We start from the raw sequence: 18,140 nt of genomic DNA, 5'->3' as shown, positions 1-18,140 counted from the left end.
TCTTCTTTGCCAGTGTCACAAGTGGACAAAAGCCTCTTAGATTTAGTTGAAAGCACAACCAGTAATTCTGTAACTTTTACAGATGGTTCTACATTAGTTCAATATGACAATTACTATATTGCGACCGATTCAAATGGAGAAGATGAGTTAAAAATTACAAAAGTTGATGATAGCAAAGTAAAGTATGAAAACCTGCAAACCGGCGAAGTGAATTATGCAATCAAAAAAGTTAGACCCGTTTATGAAGATCTCAGTTACGCTCCACAGGCATTAGGAGATGATTATGTATATAAAGGCAAAGTAGAAAATTCAACTGAGATAATATATGCCACAGCCTCTGCAGTAGCAGGTATACTTGCTTCCTTTATAGGAGGACCTGTAAGTGGAAAAATAGCTGGAATACTTGTAAGCATTGGCGGTTATTATCTTTCTAAAGATGCACCAGGAGCCTATTGGATAACAAAAACATACACTAAAGGTGTTTCTAGTGGTTACAGTGGGACTTTATCCATTAGGAAAGACCATCACTATTATAGATATCATGATTATACTGGATTTATTAATACTGTTTCGACAATTCAGATTTGCCAACCTTATGGTTGTGGTACAGTCAAAGAATTGTGATCTGTTAGAAATAAAGGTTGATTGATGTTAAGTCCCAAACTATAACCCCTTTATTAAAAGAAGGGGGTTAAACTTTTGGTAGGAATCATGAAAATAGGGTACTTGTAATGAAAGTAAATACACCGCCTTCCGCATAAACTCGATTTTGTTTAATCCTTAAAGTACATCGAGGTTACTGGTCACATTTGCTGGAAGACTACGAAACTGGATTGTAACTCTTCGAGTAATCTTGCAAGGTTCTACATGTAAACAATCCCGGATCGCAAAGAAAATGCCCACTAATAAAGCCCTCATATGTAACAAAAAACATGAAGAATCCGCTCTCATTTGAGAGTCGGATTTTTTCTCGTTTCACCACCAACATAACTCTTGTCAAAACGTAATCATTACGATATGATAATACTCATTGTTTAGATAATAATTATTACGATTAAGAGAGAGGGGCATTACCTTGAATAAAAAGACGCCACTGTTAGCGCTGGTCTCCTTGGCTTTGAGCGCTGGACTGTTGAGCGCCTGCGGATCATCGGAGTCCAGTCCTGCTGCGCAGCCATCCACCGCTAAAAATGTTCACTTCCTATATAACTTCTCCACCAGTTCGCTAGATCCGCATGTGGATTCCAGCTATGTGCCGCTGCGCGCGGGCATTACGGAAACACTGGTTCGTCTCGATGAAGAGAATCTGACGGTTGCTCCATGGCTCGCCGAGAGCTGGGAGAGCGAAGACGGTCAGCATTGGACGATCGACCTGCGAGATGATGTGACCTTCCAGAACGGCAAGCCAATGACAGGTGAATCCGTTAAGGCATCCCTTGAGCGGGCACTGGAAGAGAGTGTAGCGATCCAGAACGCGCTGAAGATCGATACGATTGAAGCCGAGGGCGACAAGCTGGAGATTACCACAACTCAGCCGTTCCCGGAGTTCGCTTCCGAGCTGGTGAACCCCAACACGGCGATTATCGACGTGAGTGAGCCGGACATTGTGAACAAACCCATTGGTACGGGACCATTCAAGCTGACTTCTTTTACCCCAGGCAGCAAGCTGGAACTTGATCGCTATGATGAATATTGGGACGGAGCATCGCCTCTGGATTCCATCACGTTCTCATTCAATGAAGATGCCAATGCCCGTACACTAGCGCTCAAATCTGGGCAGGTTGATATCGTATACCGTCCAGAGGTCGAGAGCCTCGAATCGCTCAAAGCAATGGATGGCATAACTGTGGAGTCTACGTCGACGTTCCGTGTTCATCAGATGACGACGAACATGCAACGGGAGAGTATGAAGGACATTAACGTCCGTCGTGCGGTCGATGCGTTGATCGATCGTCAGGGCATCGTGGACACGATCCTGCTCGGATACGGTGAAGCGGCCATCGGACCATTCCTGCCATCGCTGCCGTTCGCGCCGACTTATGCAGAGACTACTAAGCAATCCGGGCCTGACGCCGCAGTGAACTATCTCGAAGAAGCGGGATATACACTACAAAACGGTGTAATGACCAAGGACGGCAAACCATTGCAACTGACGCTGCTGACGTATTCGGCTCGTGCCGATCTGCCACTGATTGCTCAAGTGTTCCAATCTGATGCCAAGAAGATCGGCATTGACGTCCAGATTCGCCAGATTGACACGCCGGAAGATTATATGGCATCCAACCGGGACTGGGATATTGCGACGTACAGTAATCTGACGGCTCCTCGTGGGGATGCAGGCTATTACTTGAATGCGACTTACCATCCTAAGGGTGCTCTTAACTTCAGTGGATCGGAAGATCCGGAACTGACCAAGATCATCGACGAGCTGAATCTCACAGTTGCACCGGAGAAGCGCGCAGAGCTTGCCGAGAAGGCAGCCAACTACGTGCATGACAACGTGCTGAATTCATTCGTACTGCATCCAGGTACAATCGTGGCCTATAACGGCAAGAAGATTAAGAATTGGGTTACAACCCGCAGTGAATATTACATGATTACCAATAAGCTGGATGTGATGTAATGTTTCGCATTTTGCTTCGAAAGTTCCTTGAGGTATTTATCTTCTTGTTGTTCATTATGTTTGTGAGCTTCCTGTTCATTCGTCTGGCTCCCGGTGATCCCGTGCTGACGATATTGAACGTAGACGAACTGTCCGTTAGTCAGGAGCAGGTCGAAGCTATACGGGAGGAGATGGGCTTCAACGACTCCCTTCCTGTCCAGTTCGGCAATTGGTTACTCGATTTTGTGCGACTGGACTTTGGCGTGTCGTATTCGACCGGCCAGCCTGTCATGCAGACCCTAATGCGTGCGCTGCCGGCTACGGCTGAACTGACGATTGGCGCGCTGCTGGTCATGCTGGTCATAGCGATCCCGCTCGGCTCGTTGTCAGCGCTACATCGCGGCAGTTGGATTGACCGGGGCAGCCGGATGCTGTCCATTGTGGGTGCTGCGGTGCCCAGCTTCTGGCTCGGTCTCATCCTGATTGACATGTTCGGCGTTCGCTATGGCAATCTGCCGACCATGGGCCGGGATGGGTTCGTCTCACTTATTCTGCCATCTCTGACGCTGGGACTTGCGATCTCCAGCGTCTATGTGCGTCTTCTACGCTCCAGCCTGCTCGATTCACTGAGTCAGGAATTCGTTCGTTCTGCTCGGGCAAGAGGGCTTTCTGAAGGTCGAATCTTCCTGCTCCACGCGTTCCGTCACAGTCTGCCGCCTGTTATTACGGTATTTGGCGTCAGCCTCGGCAGCCTGATCGGGGGAGTCGTCGTGATTGAAGTGTTGTTCGCTTATCCGGGCATCGGCAAGCTCGTGGTGGACGCGATCCGCCAGCGTGATTACCCACTGATTCAGGGTTACATCCTGATCATGGCCATCTTGGTATTCCTCGTGAATACGGCGGTTGATCTATCTTATCGTTATTTGAATCCTGAAATGAAACTCAAGGAAAAGGAGGCCCACCGATGAAAACCATGCCCCTGCATGTTCCGGCCAAAAAAACTAAAAAACACGGCTGGCAGGCGATCATTGGTTTGCTATTTGCAATGCTAGTCATCGCGGCCTCCGTATATGCCTTTTTAGTTCTGAAACATGACCACACGTTAACCGATCTGCGCGGACGATTGCAGGATGCTAGTGCGCTCCACCCGTTTGGCACGGACCATCTGGGTCGTGACGTACTCACACGCCTGCTTCTGGGCGGTGGGCAAACGCTCGGTTATAGCCTGCTGGCACTCGGCGCTGCACTGCTGATCGGCATTCCGTTTGGCTTGATCGCAGGATATAAGCGTGGCTGGGTGGATAAGCTGTTCATGCGGATTGCTGATGCTTTCCTTGCTTTTCCTGATACCATTGTCGCTATCGTGCTAAGTGGCCTGCTTGGTGCAGGCATCGGCAATCTGGTATTAGCCATCGTGATCGTGAAGTGGGTCAGTTATGCACGTCTCGTTCGCAGTACCGTCTTATCTGAGTCACAGAAGGATTATATTCGGATCGCCCGGACTAACGGATTGTCGGACGGTCGTATCATGAGAAAACATCTGCTTCCGCATATCGCAGGTCATGTACTCGTGCTGGCGAGTCTCGATCTAGGCAAGATCATCCTGCTCATCTCGTCACTGTCCTACATCGGCCTTGGCGCACAGCCGCCAACACCTGAATGGGGTGCGATGCTGAACGACTCGCGGCCTTACTTCCAGTCTCGGCCGGAGCTGATGATCTATCCGGGCCTTGCCATTGTCTCGGTAGTCCTGCTCGCCAACATGCTGGGTGACTATCTGAGAGACCGGTTTGACGTGAAGAAGGAGGTGCAGCCATGATTCTCTCCATTGAAGAACTGAGCATCTCCAGTCGGGATCGTACTATTGTAGATCACGTCTCTCTGGCTGTTCGCGAAGGCGAGTTCATGGCACTGGTTGGACAGAGCGGCAGCGGCAAAAGCTTGCTCTCGCAAGCGATCGGTCGTCTGCTGCCGCCCAATCTGCATGCGTCGGGACGCGTGATGTTCGAAGGCAGCAACCTGCTCGAACGGAAGCCCAAGGAGATGCGCGCCCTGCGGGGAAGCCGCATCTCGTATATTTTTCAAGACTATCAGGGAGCGTTTACGCCATTTCGCAGCATTGGCGGACACTTTGATGAATACCAAAAGGTACATGGGGAAACGTCGTCTGCCACCCGCAAGAAACGGGCGGAGGAAGCGCTGGAATCGGTTGGCCTTGGTGCTGAATTGCTTCGCCGCTATCCGTTCCAATTGAGCGGTGGACAGCTTCAGCGGGCTTCGATTGCCACATCGCTAATGCTGTCTCCTCGTCTGCTAATCGCAGATGAGGCAACGACGGCGCTCGATAGTGTATCCGGGCATCGCGTGTTGGAGTTGCTGGCACGCAAGCAAGCGGAGACTGGCTGCGCCATTCTGTTTATCACACACGACTGGCGCCATGTTCGCCGCTATGCCAGCCGCTTGGCTGTCATGAAGGAAGGACAGATCGTCGAATCTGGCGGCAAGCATCGCATTCTTGACCATCCCCAGCATGAATATACCCGCCAGTTGATCGAGGCGGCTCCCGTCCTGAGCCGCTCGCTGAAGTCGGGATTGAAGGAGGCGGGAACGGAATGAAGACGACCGCAAATGAAGAACGCCGTGGACTTGTGCAATCCGAAGAATCCAGCTTGCGAAACCATGACTTTGCTAAAGGTGTAAACCATGCAGAAACGGACAATGCAGTCATAGATACTACGGGTACAGATCATGCGAATACAAATACCGATATAGATACCACCGGTGCAGAGACTGCTTCATCGTCCGGCATCCTCGGCAATCCGGTGCTTCACGTGGAACATCTCAGCCGAACGTATGCAGGTGCTGACCGACCGGCTGTGAATGATATTTCCTTCGCCCTGAATCGCGGCGAGTGCCTTGGACTGGTTGGTGAGAGCGGCTGTGGCAAGAGTACGCTAGCCCGCTGTCTGCTACGGATCGAAGATGCAGATCAGGGCTCGATTACATTGGACGGACAGGATATCGCACGGCTGAGCGGCCGACGGTTGCGACCTCATCGCCGGAAGATTCAGATCGTATTCCAGAACCCGATGGCTGCACTGAATCCGAAGCTCAAGATTGCCGATTCGCTGATCGATCCGTATGAACAACTTGGACGGAGCGCCGAGCTGTCCCACTTTACCTATACGTCGAAGGATGCTTACGTCCAAAAGCTACTTGAAGCTGTCGAGCTTCCAAGCGATTTGGCTGGACGATATCCGCATGAGCTAAGTGGTGGACAGCGTCAGCGCGTAACCATCGCGCGTGCCATTGGCATTGAGCCTGACGTTGTCGTTCTGGATGAACCGACAGCCAGCCTGGACGTGATCTCGCAAGGTGCAGTATTGCAGTTGCTTACTGATCTCCGGACAACGCTTGGTCTGTCATACGTGTTCATCTCGCATGATCTGGCTGCTGTGCATCGCATGAGCCAGCGTATTATCGTTATGCGAGAGGGTCAGATCGTTGACCGCTTTGGCGCGGATGCGTTGTTCGCAGAAGAACGCCATTCATATACGAAAGAACTGATTTCGATCTTCTGAGTACTTCCTGAAACGCCGTGTGCTGTGATGGTCATTTTTAAATGAATATAGAGCCGCTTTACGAGACATTTGAGAGCGGCTCTTAGCGCATCCATTTTCAGACTATAGAAGCTATATACCAACCGCACATTAAACGTATAGAACGTCATAAAAGACGTCTATATTATGACCAGGATGAGAACTCAATTTATATCAGCAGTGCTCAAGACAATCATGACATTTTATCGCCCAAGTCCCACTAGAACGGGGCTCCTTTCTTTGTTTTGAACAAATATATCTTTCAGGCCTATAACCGGGCTAACGTTCCGATGTAAACTAGCGTATACTGATGGAATAGCAAATATCTTGAAATTGCATATTTAAATTGCTCTATATTATTGATACACTAGATCAAGGTTATATTCATTCAGAGAAGGTGCGACCCCGTTCAAGAATGGGCTTGCTGCAAATGCCAAATCGATAACGCTTACATCCTTTTGGCAAATATAGGATATAAGGACGGTAGACATGAGCCAGGGACAAACGAGTACAGATGTTATCTTGATTGGTGCCGGAATTATGAGTGCAACTTTGGGAACTTTGCTAAAAGAATTGGCACCAGACTGGAATATTAAGGTTTTCGAAAAGCTAGCCACTGCAGGAGAGGAAAGCTCCAACGAATGGAATAATGCCGGTACCGGGCATGCTGCATTGTGCGAACTTAACTATACCGTTGAACGACCAGACGGAACCGTAGATATTAGCAAAGCGATTAAAGTGAATGAACAATTTCAGATCTCAAAGCAATTTTGGTCCTATCTCGTCAATAGCCGTCTGATTCGTAATCCGCGGGACTTCATTATGCCGATTCCTCATTTGAGTTATGTACACGGAGAGAGCAATGTCCAGTTTTTGAAAAGACGTTATGACTCCTTGTCGAATCACCCGCTGTTCGCAGGCATGGAATTCTCGGATGACAAGAAAGAGCTGGCGAAATGGATGCCGCTAATGATGAAAGATCGTACAAGTAATGAACCTGTTGCAGCGACCAAAATTGACTCCGGTACGGACGTTAACTTTGGTGCTTTAACGCGTATGCTGATCAAACATTTGAAGGAACAACACGTGGGTATCCACTACCAACATAGCGTGAAGAATATGAAACGTACCAGCGATGGATCATGGGAATTATCCGTGAAAAACCTGAAGAGCGGTGCAGTCGAACGCCATAAGGCGAAATTCGTCTTCATTGGCGCGGGCGGCGGAAGTCTACATTTGCTCCAGAAGACGGGCATTCCGGAAGGTAAACATATCGGCGGATTCCCGGTCAGTGGGATCTTTATGGTGTGCAAAAATCCAAAAGTCGTGGAACAGCATCATGCCAAAGTATACGGCAAGGCTTCGGTAGGGGCTCCGCCGATGTCCGTTCCGCATCTGGATACCCGTTTTATCGACAATAAGAAGTCGCTGCTATTCGGGCCGTTTGCCGGGTTCTCGCCGAAGTTCCTGAAGACGGGTTCCAATGCTGACTTAATCACGTCGGTTAAGATGCATAATCTGCTTACGATGCTCGCAGCAGGTGTCAAAGAAATTTCTTTGACCAAATACCTGATCCAACAACTGATGTTATCCAAAGAACAACGTATGGCTGAATTGCGTGACTTTGTTCCGGGTGCGAAAAGCGAGGATTGGGATATGGTTCTGGCGGGGCAGCGTGTGCAGGTCATCAAGGATACCGTCCAAGGTGGCAAAGGAACGCTCCAATTCGGTACGGAAGTGGTTACGTCTGCAGATGGAACAATCGCGGCTTTGCTAGGAGCATCACCAGGTGCATCCACTGCGGTTCAGGTCATGCTTGAGATTCTTCAGCGGTGCTTCCCACAGCATATGGAGGCATGGGAGCCAAAGATCAAGGAAATGATTCCTTCCTATGGCATATCACTTGTGGAGAACCTGGATCTTCTCAAAGAGGTTCATTCTTCAACAGCCAAGGCGCTGGGGTTATCGGATGAAAAACATGTCATGCACGTATAACCATTCGCTTATCGTGTTAGATAATAATCAAGCCAAAGAAAAGAGAGCTAAGCCGGGGCGAAACCCGTGCTTAGCTCTCTTTTGGTTTATTTGGTATATCAGAACCTGAACTTGAGCTTGGAATTGAACTTGAACATGTCCGCTATCATCGCGTTCCCCTAGACCTTACACTTAAGCATATGGATACGGATCGTACAGTATGTCTGCGGTAGAGTCATAGAACGATCGTATCGCTCAGACTCCTGTGTCGCGGTCCAATGGGATGACAAAAGATACTTTCGTACCTTGGCCCGGAGAACTGACGATGTTCAAGCCTTGTCCGTACATCTGAGTCAACCGGCGATGCGTATTGGTTAATCCGATGCCACCAGTTCCTTCTGGTCCTTTCTTAGGCCATGCCAGGGCTCGTTCAATCTGCTCAGGTTGCATCCCCGCACCGTCATCCTCGATTTCAATCAAGGTACCGTTAGTTTGGTTGATGATCCGGATATGCACGGTTCCACCCTCCACTTTGCTGAGAATACCATGTCGAACGGCATTTTCAATGAGCGGTTGAATGGTGAGTGGCGGCAGGGATAGATCAAGATCATCTGGAATATCCCAGCTGACGTTCAACCGATGCATAAATCGTTCTTTCTCAATGTAGAGATAGGCGCGGGAGAGATCCAACTCATGAGTGACCTCAACCATTTTCTCCGAATTGACAAAATGAAAGCTGGTCTGAAGATATTCGATAAAAGCATCGCCCAGTTTCTGCATTCGCTCCGTGTCCATCTCACTAAGAACCATGATTGAATTGAGCGTATTAAAAAGGAAATGGGGCTGAATCTGTGCCTGTAAGTAAGCAGCCTCCATGCGCAGCCGCTCATCGATGGATTGTTTCAGCACGATCAGTGATCCAATGCGATGCCTTAACTCAACGGCATCAACAGGCTTAGTGACATAGTCTGTAGCACCAGCCATGAATCCGGCATAGATATCGGCCGGTTCGTTACGGGCCGTCAATAACAGGATGGGAAGCTCAGAGACCGAATAACGTTTGCGTACGTTCTCGGTCAGTTCATAGCCAGACATATGAGGCATCATGACATCGGCAATCAGTAAGTCCCACGGCTCCTTATCCAGTAATTCGAGTGCCTCCAGCGCCGAGGCCGCAGGTTGAATATGGTACGGTTCATTCGCAAGCATGGAGATCAGTACTCGCAGGTTCACAGGATCATCATCGACGGCAAGAATACGGGCGGCAGTCTTATCATGAGATATGGTTTGCTGCTGCGGCTCCGCAATCGCAACTTCATCAAAGCTGTGAGCGTCCCATCGCTGCTCAGTCTGGTCAGAGAGCGCTTCGGTATCTTCCCGTGGAAGTGAGATCTGGAAGGTCGATCCTTGCCCGGGTAAGGATTGAACCGTGAGCTGTCCGCCATGCAGTTCAGTGAGTTGCTTGCTAATATTTAGACCCAGGCCGATTCCTCCACTCATGCGAGCCTCCGGGGTTCCTTGTTCATACGCCTCGAATATTCGCTGTTGTATCTCTTCACTCATGCCAACGCCTGTATCCGAGACTTGGATCATGACGTACTCTCCATGTTCCCGAACAGATACAGTAATGGTACCCTCATCGGTAAATTTGAGTGCATTATGCAACAGGTTGTAGAGTACCTGAACAAGTCTTCTCTCATCGGCTTGAATCAACGGCAGTGATTCAGGAATATCTACCTTCATTTGGACAGGCCTTCCCTCTGCCATAAATCGAAACATACCAATCACACCTGGGATGACAGATGCAAGGGAAAGTGGTTTCTTTTGAAGTTTAATACGTTTCTCCTTCAGACGAATGACATCAAGCAGGTCATCAACGAGTTGAGACATGCGTCGACCGATGGTAACTAACAGTTTCATGTCTTCTGCCTGCTGCCCACCTGATTTACGCCGTTCACGGACTGCAATGCTCTCGGCAATATTGATGATGCCATGCAGCGGTGTACGCAGTTCATGAGCCGTATTCACAAGAAATTGATCCTTCTGCCGATCCTCCTCTTTGAGCTGTTCGTACAACTTCTCAATCTCACTTGAATTGCGGAAGTATTTCCTGAACCAATAGGCGGAGAAGCCGAATATGGCTGCGATCACATCAATCGGATAATACACATTGGTGATTTCATTAAGTGAATTCACCATTCCCCACATCGCACTTGATAAACTACTGGTTGCCGCAAAGAGTAAAAAGCCTGCGTCACTTCGCTTCTCGGCTACCATTCGGAAGAACAGGTACACAGACCAGGTAATCGCAAACACATAAAGGAACTTAGAGAGCCCAGTCTCAAGTACGTGGTAGATTAGTGTCACTGGTGCAATTAGCAAAAATATACAGTATATACTAAGCACGCTGGCATAGACGCGGAATAGTCTACTGCCTTGTAAACTATTGGAAAAACTGTTGGCCATCTGTAGAAGAAAGAACGGGAACAATGAGTAGGACAACACTGTGGTCTTGACCATCCAAGTGAAGTTGAGCGGAATCCAGTTCAATAGAAGATTGTCATGGTCAGATATGACCGTTATGGCAACCACCAGCATCAATAGAGAAAACGTCAGCAGGACTCGTTGCTCTCGGTTAAAAAGGAATATGACACAAGTATACAGACTGTGAAAGATTAGTATGGCGAACGTAGTTTTTTGCAAATCGATAGATAATCCTCGTTCGCTTGCGATGGCATCTGGAGAACCAAAATAGAGAGAGCGTGTGATTCCACCGCTATACGGATTGTCAAAATTGGATGTCTGTACCAGAAGATTGAGTTCGGTGGAACCGTCAAGCGTATAGGACGTCGTAAATGCAGTCCTTTCTGGTCGATAGGCTTCGGCATGGGTGGCAGGTTGACCGAATTCGGCAACAATGGCCCCGTTCATCTCGATGATGGATGATGTCTGGATTCTCTGAGCCCAGAGAGAGACTTCCTTCACGGATGGATCTAGAAGTATACGGAGACGGTACGTTCCATATCCATATGATGAGGATTGCTGCAACGCATTCCGCCAGTCACCGGGAACTTGAATCGGTGTGGATGGGCTGTCCACGATGTTTACGTCCCGATTAGAGATGAACGCATGGGGATAAAATTCCCATTCTCCATCCAGGGATATGGGTGAAGCGTTGGCGAGATCCCAGCCTCGAAGATCCAACACGCCTTCAGCTGGTTCAGGATGTTCGGGTATAGTGAAAGACTCGGACCATACCCAGCGAAAACCAAGTGAAATAGACAGAAATAAAATCGATAGCACTACATAACGGGGTAACTTTTTATAGGTTATTGGTTTCATGGCAGACTTTAGTTTTCGACACTTTCCTCCAAATTCCTGCATGCCCTTTGAAAGTGAAGGTCATTTTTTTTGAATACCGGAACATAGATTCTATATTTAAATGATAGCGGTCCCACGTCAGGATTTATGGTAAAATGATAGATTAAAGGATGATCAGTGAGCCAGAGGAGTTGTGCATATGAGAGTGATTTTGGTAGATGATGAATATCTCGCTCTGAGCAGGTTGAACAAACTGTTGCTAGAGAGAGAGGATTGCGAAGTTATCGGCTCTTTTTTGACGGCACAAGAAGCCATAGATCAGATCGAACGTCATCTGCCGGAAATCGTCTTCATGGACGTTCAGATGCCGGGGATGAACGGGATCGAGGCGACTCAACGTATCCGTGAGGTATCTCCTGGGACAGAGGTTATTTTCACAACAGCATATAACGAACATGCACTGACGGCCTATGGGCTTGAAGTGATCGACTATATCATGAAGCCTGTAACACGTGACCGTTTGGAAAAAACGATGAAGATCTATCAACGCCGAAGTGTGCCAACCATCCAGAATATGGAAGAAGGGCCATCCATGGTAATCCGGTGTCTTGGGATGCTTCAGGTTCAACTGCATCCGAATGAGCCGCCGAAGCATATGAAGTTCAGAACAAGTAAAATCAGAGAGTTATTTGCCTATTTGCTTCACCATCGGATCAAACCGATTAAACGGGATAAGCTACTTGAACTATTATGGCCAGAATTGGATGAGGGGCGAGGCATATCCAATCTGCATAGTGGCATCCATCGCTTGCGCAGCATGATGAACGAATTCATGGGCGAGGACAAGATGTCCATTCGCTATCAGCAGTTTGGATATCTATTGGAAACAGGAGAATTCAGGATTGACGCGGAAGAATGGGAGAGTCGGCTTAATCGATTGCCTCCATTATCCTCGTTTACAATGGCCGAGCATCGACAGACCTCAGATCAATATGAAGGCAAATATTATGGCGAGGACGATTACGTATGGGCTGAGCTGGAGCGTCAGCGCTTGCATGCACTTTGGCGTAATCATGCCATGCAACTTGCACAATATTACATTGATCTGGGACAGAATACGGAAGCACTCACGCTATATCACCGGGTACAGCAATTCGAGCCATCATTGGAGGAAGTCTGCCTGGCGTTAATGAAAACGTATGATCGATTAGGCAATAAAGATCCCGTGAACGCGCAATATAATCAATTGGTTACTGTGTTACTACAAGAGGCGGGCATACGCCCTGGCTTGGAAGTTGAGTTGTGGTACCAACAATGGAAAAATTCGAATATGTGATTGAAAATACACAGCCTTGCAGCTTCATTTGCAGGGCTTTTTTTTGTTGTATTCGTTATTGATGTTCATATCGATATTGCACGTTCCTCGGATGCTTTGATTGACAGCGCCGAAACAAGAGCCGCGTCCCAAGGTTACGAGCTGCTTGTGACGCCGGTTGATTTGGATCTCATCTTTACGAAAGATGGACAAACGGTTCGATCTGGGCAACTGAACGGCTATGCACCGAAGTATATTGCGCTTCCGGAAGGGATCGACCCGAACCGGATTACAACAGGGGTAATCATTAACCCGGACGGTAGCATCTTCCATGTACCAAGTTATCTGGAATCCGCAGGATTTTGAAGATGCCAGATCCCATTGGGGCAAAACCGATGTGAACAACATCGCTGCAAGATTAGATTTGCAAGGTAACGGAGATAACACATTCTCACCGAACCGTCAGGTTACTCGTTCCGAGTTTGCCGAGATTGTTGTGCTTGGACTAGGCTTAATGCGTCAGGATGCACCACAGAATCTATTCCCTGACGTTAACGATTCCGCATGGTTCCGCTCCGCGGTAGCCCTTGCGAATGAATTGGGTATCGTTCGCGGTTACGATAATGGGAACTTCTACGGTAATCAGGAAATTACACGTGAGCAGGGATTTGCCATGGTTGCTCGAGCATATCGTCTGATTGAACCAGAAGCAACAATAAGCCCGGATCAGATGTACTCTGAACTGGAACGTTACAGTGATGCAGCGGATGTATCAAATTGGGCCAAAGAAGATGTAGCCCAGTTGATTGCAGCGGGAATCATCCAAGGTAATGGGCCAGAGGTTCTGAGTCCGAAGACAACGATGACCCGTGCTGAGGTCACCGCATTAATTGCAAGAATGTTGAAAGTAACAAATTTAATTGATCAATAAACACAATTTAAAACGAAAAGCCTTTGCTGACATTGGGGGTCGGCAAAGGCTTTTTTTAGTGTTAACAAGAGCAATAAAGATGCTGTAGTTTACAGATACACCCTGCTGGCTTCCTCGTTGAAGAACTGAATGACATCCGGGTACGTAGTAATGTCGATATCCTTCTGTCTCATGAACCACCGCATGAAGATGGTATCCGTGAACATTTTATTGATGATGATCTCGCACCATAACGGGGTGACTTTGAAATGATCCACCAGTGCATGAAGCTCGTCAAAATTAAAATACAGAATATATAACGCATAATTCTGAAGCAGTGTCGTGAAGCAATGGTCACGATAGAGATTGGCACAATCTTCAGCCAGAAAGTCCCTCATGATGTTGAACAACGCAATCCGGTCGCCTTCGTACAGTTCTAGCATTTGATCCACGTCGCTGATTAACGCTACGACGGACTCCAACCCCTTCTCTGAAGGCATACTAAGCTTTGGAGATCTACCCTCTATTACAGCTAATAGCTCCAGTGTCAGGTGTTTGCAGACCTGAATTTCATGAGGAGTGATAACAATATGTTCACTGTATAGCTCTCTATTTTCACTGTAGTGTTCATGAAACGTCGAGAAATAACGCTCCAATGAGATGCCTTTTTGCGTGTATACCAAACGGTTCTCGTTGAATGAGCAGGCGTACAGAGTCTCTTCATTGACGGGATGGGCATACAGGTAGAAAAAGAAGAAAATGTCTCGTAACTGTTGCTTCTGTTCATCGTTGAGTCTGCTGGCTTCGCTCAGTTGGGACAACTGAAAGAAGCTGTAACTTTTCATGAAATCATTCATGTCGCTGTAACAATTATACGTGTTAATCGACATCGTGGTATTAATAGTAAACAACAAATAATATAGGGTGAGTTCGTCATACATATCCAGTTGGTTGAACACATCGGTGAGAACGGGTTTCCCGTTTGGTTTGGCGCCATAATATGGATCTTTGGGCTGGAGCTCAAAGATCCAGTTCGTAAAGGTCTCATCCGAGTGACCATTCAAGAATAAGTCAGCACTATCGTCTTCATATATGCCATATATGAAAGGTTCTGTATGGGCAGGCGGTAGTCCGCGTTTCCATTTGATATTAACATATTCGTTATATAGTGTTTGAAGTTGCATCTTGTATCCTCAGTTCTTGTATGGATTTCTCTCTAACCGTTACGCAGACCATCACATAGGATCGACACTACGCGTTCCGGGAAAACTCCTCGATCCCCGGTTGCCTGAAGCACACCGATCAGCATGATTTTAATGTCCTCAATGCTGGCATCCGCTCGGACAGAGCCTTGTTGCTGCGCTCGCTCAAGCAATCGGGTAATGCCACGCCAGAACTCATTCGCTACCTCTGAGCGGCCAGTGTCTATAGTCAGACTGCTAACAAGAGCATCCGTAATGGCCTTGTTGGCAATTCCCTCGCTTATGATTTTTGTGAAATATTGAAAGAATGCTTCGCCCGGATCGTCGTGATGAAGCATTTGATCGGCCTCTTCCATCAGACGCATCTTGTGGCTGGCGATGACAGCTCCGAACAGATCTTCCTTCGTTGGAAAATGGCGATAGACCGTGCCTATACCGACACCGGCACGCCTTGCAATCTCATCCATTGAGACAGCAATGCCTTCCGTTTTAAAAATTTCATGCGCGACACGGAGCAGCTTATCCCGATTTTTTTTGGCATCTGCACGCATTGCTTTTTCTGGAACCTGAGTGACGATGGCATTAGTATGCGTAACCTCACCGTCAGGAGTAGGATTATTTTTATTAGACATTATGGGAGCACACCTCTTACATAAATATACCCGTCTGTTGATTGGTTGACAATCGGAGGCTGTTCTCCGTTTATCATGTCGTAATACTTTCACCCTGTTGGGAGATCGTGGAATCTGAGATGATGGGTTCACCAGAGGTTCGGGTGACAAACTTCGAACCGCTGGCCTTCAGGCTATTGTGATCCTTCCTTCTACAATCATTGGAGATCATAGGGTCGCAGCTTTCCTGAAGATTTCATTTCAGAGAGGAGGCGTCCAGGCTATCACATTCCTTCCTTCTAACCCTAACCTTTCACGTTATATAGGGATGTGGCTTTCCTGGACTCTTTTATCATGAACAATACGATCTATTTGCGCAGAGCGAACAAACTCATTATCGAATCAAATGAAGGGAAGCAACAGTTGCCAGAGACTCACCTGGCGACTGCCCTTAAAAATATTGAAGCACTCGGATACACCTTCTCGGATGAGTTAATGCAGGCGATGCGGCAGCTGTCCAAGGAACAATTTGAAGCAGTATATATTCAACTTGTGGCTGATCTGAGAGTCATGGTTGGCGCACATGTGAAGTACACACCGATGTATGCAGGATTCCCGATGCAGGTGATGCAAGCGGATGAGGCCGAGTTATATCTTAATGCGATTATTCATTATCTGACTCACCTGAATGTTGTCTATCCGGATCAACCATATGTAGAGAGATTGCCTTTGCTGGAGAAGACGGACTTGAAAGTAATCGGTCTGGGAACCAAGCTAGCATTCCAGACGCTTATCCGCCAGATCATTGAAGCCAAGGGTTCCATCTCGGATACAGATAAGGCGGATATCGATAAGGTACTGGAACAAGCAGACCCAGAAGAGGTGGATGCGATCCTGCCTGCCGAGATTCCGTTCAAAGAAAATGTGGGCTTTGTGGTCGCCTCGCTGTTGAAGCATGAAAAAGCAGGGATGGATCGAATCGGTCCGTATTTCAAAACGGCAAGTGATGTTCTCCGTCTGGCTGTTGCCTGGTCCAATGGTGACGTTAGTCTGGCTGGGGCTTCTCCCTTCCGGAAATTCAAACGGCGTGAGAGACGCCTGCTGCTTGGATTGCTTGAGCAATGCGGTTCAATAACGGAGGATATGCTGCGATATAAGGATCGCTGGATTCGCCTAGGCGAAATTCTTCATCCTTCGGAATATAAGCTTCGGTATCCGCGATGCGAAGAAGCCTTTGATATTTTGCGTAATAATAAGCCGTATTCGACCTTCAACGGAAGTGTGGAGCTTGCTTTCCAATATCGGAATGTCTGGAGTCTGATCGATCTGTTGTCACAGCGTCCAGGTGAATTCGCGAGAAGACTGGATCACTTGCTGCGGATGACCGAAGATGAAGCGTATGTACTGCTGGCCTTTGGTGAAGTTTTGGATCAGGTATCTACCCCCGTGTTGTTGCAGGTGAGACAGCATTTTGCTCGGCGTAATGAACCGCAGGATCTGCGTGTCTTTTTCCCGAAAGGTAATGTAGCCAGAGCTTTTGCCGTTCCGAATGAGCTCCCAGACATCGATGAAGCCACGTGTCAGGATGTCGTGCAATTGTGCGAGCAGGCACTGGTAGAGCGCTTCGCAGCCCTTGCCCCGATTGGGAAGACCTATGTTGATCCGCAGCTTCATGATTATCTGGTGCCCTTTTCCCAGAGATCCGCAAGTAAGGCTCTGCATACCATCGTTCGTGGGAGTCGTGTGCAGATGGCAGAGGGAGATACGATTCGTTTCTTCAACTGGTGGAAAGAGGGGGACGTGGATGGAAAGTCTACAGGGCGCGTGGACATCGACTTGTCTGCGGTGATGTACGATAAGGACTGGAACTATGTGGAGCATATTTCCTATACGAATCTGCGATCCTCTAACTATAAGGCTGTTCATAGCGGAGACATCGTGACCGCACCGTATGGCGCAAGTGAGTTCATTGATCTGCACATTCCATCCATCGTGGGTTATGGTGGACGTTATGTGGTGGCTACACTACTTTCGTTCACCAGTCATCCGTATTGTGATCTGCCGGAATGTTTTGTGGGGTGGATGATGAGGAAGAAGCCGGGGTCTGGCGAGATTTTCGAACCGTCCACCGTAGCTAACAAAATCGATATTACCGCCGATACGCAGATTGCGATCCCTGTCATTATGGACCTGGTCGAACGTACCGTCATCTGGACAGACCTGGCGCTGACAAGCCATCCGGATTACTACAATAATGTGGAAGGCAATCAAAAAGGCATGGTCTTGATGGGTAAAGCACTAACGACATTACGCAAACCTGATCTGCATGACTTGTTCATGCTCCATGCCAAAGCTAGAGGAGAACTGGTGGATACAATGGATCAGGCGGATACGATCTATTCGGTCGATCAAGGTATTACACCCTATGATATCGAGCAGATCATGGCGGAGTATCTGGTTTGACCTGTTTGACTTGTATACTAGCGATATGTGAATATCAAGGTTAGAAAAGAGTAGCTGATGCTGCTCTTTTTTCTGGTTTGGGTGCAAAGAGCCTACAGAATGGTGCAGGTAATGTCGGATGCAAATAGAATGACTTTGCTAAG

General features: G+C 47.9%; 14 protein-coding genes. 11 read left to right on the top strand and 3 right to left on the bottom strand.

The window, feature by feature from the left end; all coding sequences use genetic code 11:
• The first annotated feature begins 12 nt into the window (after window positions 1-12).
• From AC1S8V_RS29910 to AC1S8V_RS29880, 7 genes are all read left to right on the top strand, one after another.
• Complete coding sequence (locus AC1S8V_RS29910; RefSeq protein ID WP_482071896.1) at window positions 13-624, top strand: adenosine deaminase; 612 nt, start codon at window positions 13-15, stop codon at window positions 622-624.
• A gap of 451 nt (window positions 625-1,075) precedes the next feature.
• Window positions 1,076-2,623 carry a nickel ABC transporter substrate-binding protein gene (gene nikA / locus AC1S8V_RS29905; RefSeq protein WP_482071895.1) on the top strand — a complete coding sequence of 516 codons (1,548 nt, stop codon included), beginning with the start codon at window positions 1,076-1,078 and terminating at the stop codon, window positions 2,621-2,623.
• A complete protein-coding gene (gene nikB / locus AC1S8V_RS29900; protein WP_482071894.1) occupies window positions 2,623-3,570 on the top strand; it encodes a nickel ABC transporter permease in 948 nt (315 codons plus the stop codon). Before nikA ends, nikB begins: the two co-directional genes overlap by 1 nt.
• Window positions 3,567-4,421 carry a nickel transporter permease gene (nikC, locus tag AC1S8V_RS29895; RefSeq protein WP_482071893.1) on the top strand — a complete coding sequence of 285 codons (855 nt, stop codon included), beginning with the start codon at window positions 3,567-3,569 and terminating at the stop codon, window positions 4,419-4,421. Before nikB ends, nikC begins: the two co-directional genes overlap by 4 nt.
• Window positions 4,418-5,218, top strand: coding sequence for an ABC transporter ATP-binding protein (locus tag AC1S8V_RS29890; RefSeq protein WP_482071892.1), 801 nt, complete (start codon window positions 4,418-4,420; stop codon window positions 5,216-5,218). The genes nikC and AC1S8V_RS29890 overlap by 4 nt, the downstream gene beginning before the upstream one ends.
• Window positions 5,215-6,183 (top strand): ABC transporter ATP-binding protein, encoded by a 969-nt coding sequence (locus AC1S8V_RS29885; RefSeq protein ID WP_482071891.1) that lies wholly within the window; start codon window positions 5,215-5,217, stop codon window positions 6,181-6,183. Before AC1S8V_RS29890 ends, AC1S8V_RS29885 begins: the two co-directional genes overlap by 4 nt.
• Before the next feature lie 507 nt (window positions 6,184-6,690).
• Entirely contained in the window at window positions 6,691-8,196 is a 1,506-nt protein-coding gene (locus AC1S8V_RS29880) for a malate:quinone oxidoreductase (RefSeq protein WP_482071890.1), read from the top strand.
• Between the two features lie 234 nt (window positions 8,197-8,430).
• Here the strand turns inward: AC1S8V_RS29880 and AC1S8V_RS29875 are convergent, their stop codons facing one another.
• Window positions 8,431-11,517: a hybrid sensor histidine kinase/response regulator gene (locus AC1S8V_RS29875; RefSeq protein ID WP_482071889.1), complete on the bottom strand. Its 3,087-nt coding sequence runs from the start codon at window positions 11,515-11,517 to the stop codon at window positions 8,431-8,433.
• A 178-nt stretch (window positions 11,518-11,695) separates the two neighbouring features.
• On the opposite strand from AC1S8V_RS29875, the gene AC1S8V_RS29870 reads away from it, so the two are divergent.
• Genes AC1S8V_RS29870 through AC1S8V_RS29860 form a run of 3 tightly spaced genes read left to right on the top strand, consistent with a single transcriptional unit; the run spans window position 11,696 to window position 13,742 of the window.
• Complete coding sequence (locus AC1S8V_RS29870) at window positions 11,696-12,832, top strand: response regulator (protein ID WP_482071888.1); 1,137 nt, start codon at window positions 11,696-11,698, stop codon at window positions 12,830-12,832.
• Window positions 12,833-13,177, top strand: a complete 345-nt coding sequence (locus tag AC1S8V_RS29865) for a hypothetical protein (RefSeq protein ID WP_482071887.1) — start codon at window positions 12,833-12,835, stop codon at window positions 13,175-13,177.
• Window positions 13,143-13,742 carry an S-layer homology domain-containing protein gene (locus tag AC1S8V_RS29860; RefSeq protein WP_482071886.1) on the top strand — a complete coding sequence of 200 codons (600 nt, stop codon included), beginning with the start codon at window positions 13,143-13,145 and terminating at the stop codon, window positions 13,740-13,742. Before AC1S8V_RS29865 ends, AC1S8V_RS29860 begins: the two co-directional genes overlap by 35 nt.
• Before the next feature lie 89 nt (window positions 13,743-13,831).
• On the opposite strand, the gene AC1S8V_RS29855 is transcribed toward AC1S8V_RS29860, so the two are convergent.
• Complete coding sequence (locus AC1S8V_RS29855; protein ID WP_482071885.1) at window positions 13,832-14,905, bottom strand: hypothetical protein; 1,074 nt, start codon at window positions 14,903-14,905, stop codon at window positions 13,832-13,834.
• A gap of 32 nt (window positions 14,906-14,937) precedes the next feature.
• On the bottom strand, window positions 14,938-15,555 hold the full coding sequence (locus AC1S8V_RS29850) for a TetR/AcrR family transcriptional regulator (protein WP_482071884.1): 618 nt from the start codon (window positions 15,553-15,555) through the stop codon (window positions 14,938-14,940).
• A gap of 333 nt (window positions 15,556-15,888) precedes the next feature.
• Here AC1S8V_RS29850 and AC1S8V_RS29845 point away from each other — a divergent pair, with 333 nt between their 5' ends.
• Window positions 15,889-17,997 carry a TerD family protein gene (locus AC1S8V_RS29845; RefSeq protein WP_482071883.1) on the top strand — a complete coding sequence of 703 codons (2,109 nt, stop codon included), beginning with the start codon at window positions 15,889-15,891 and terminating at the stop codon, window positions 17,995-17,997.
• The last annotated feature ends 143 nt before the right edge of the window (window positions 17,998-18,140 follow it).

It is taken from the genome of Paenibacillus sp. B46(2026), assembly GCF_056786355.1.
This window is presented reverse-complemented; position numbering and strand designations above follow the sequence as displayed.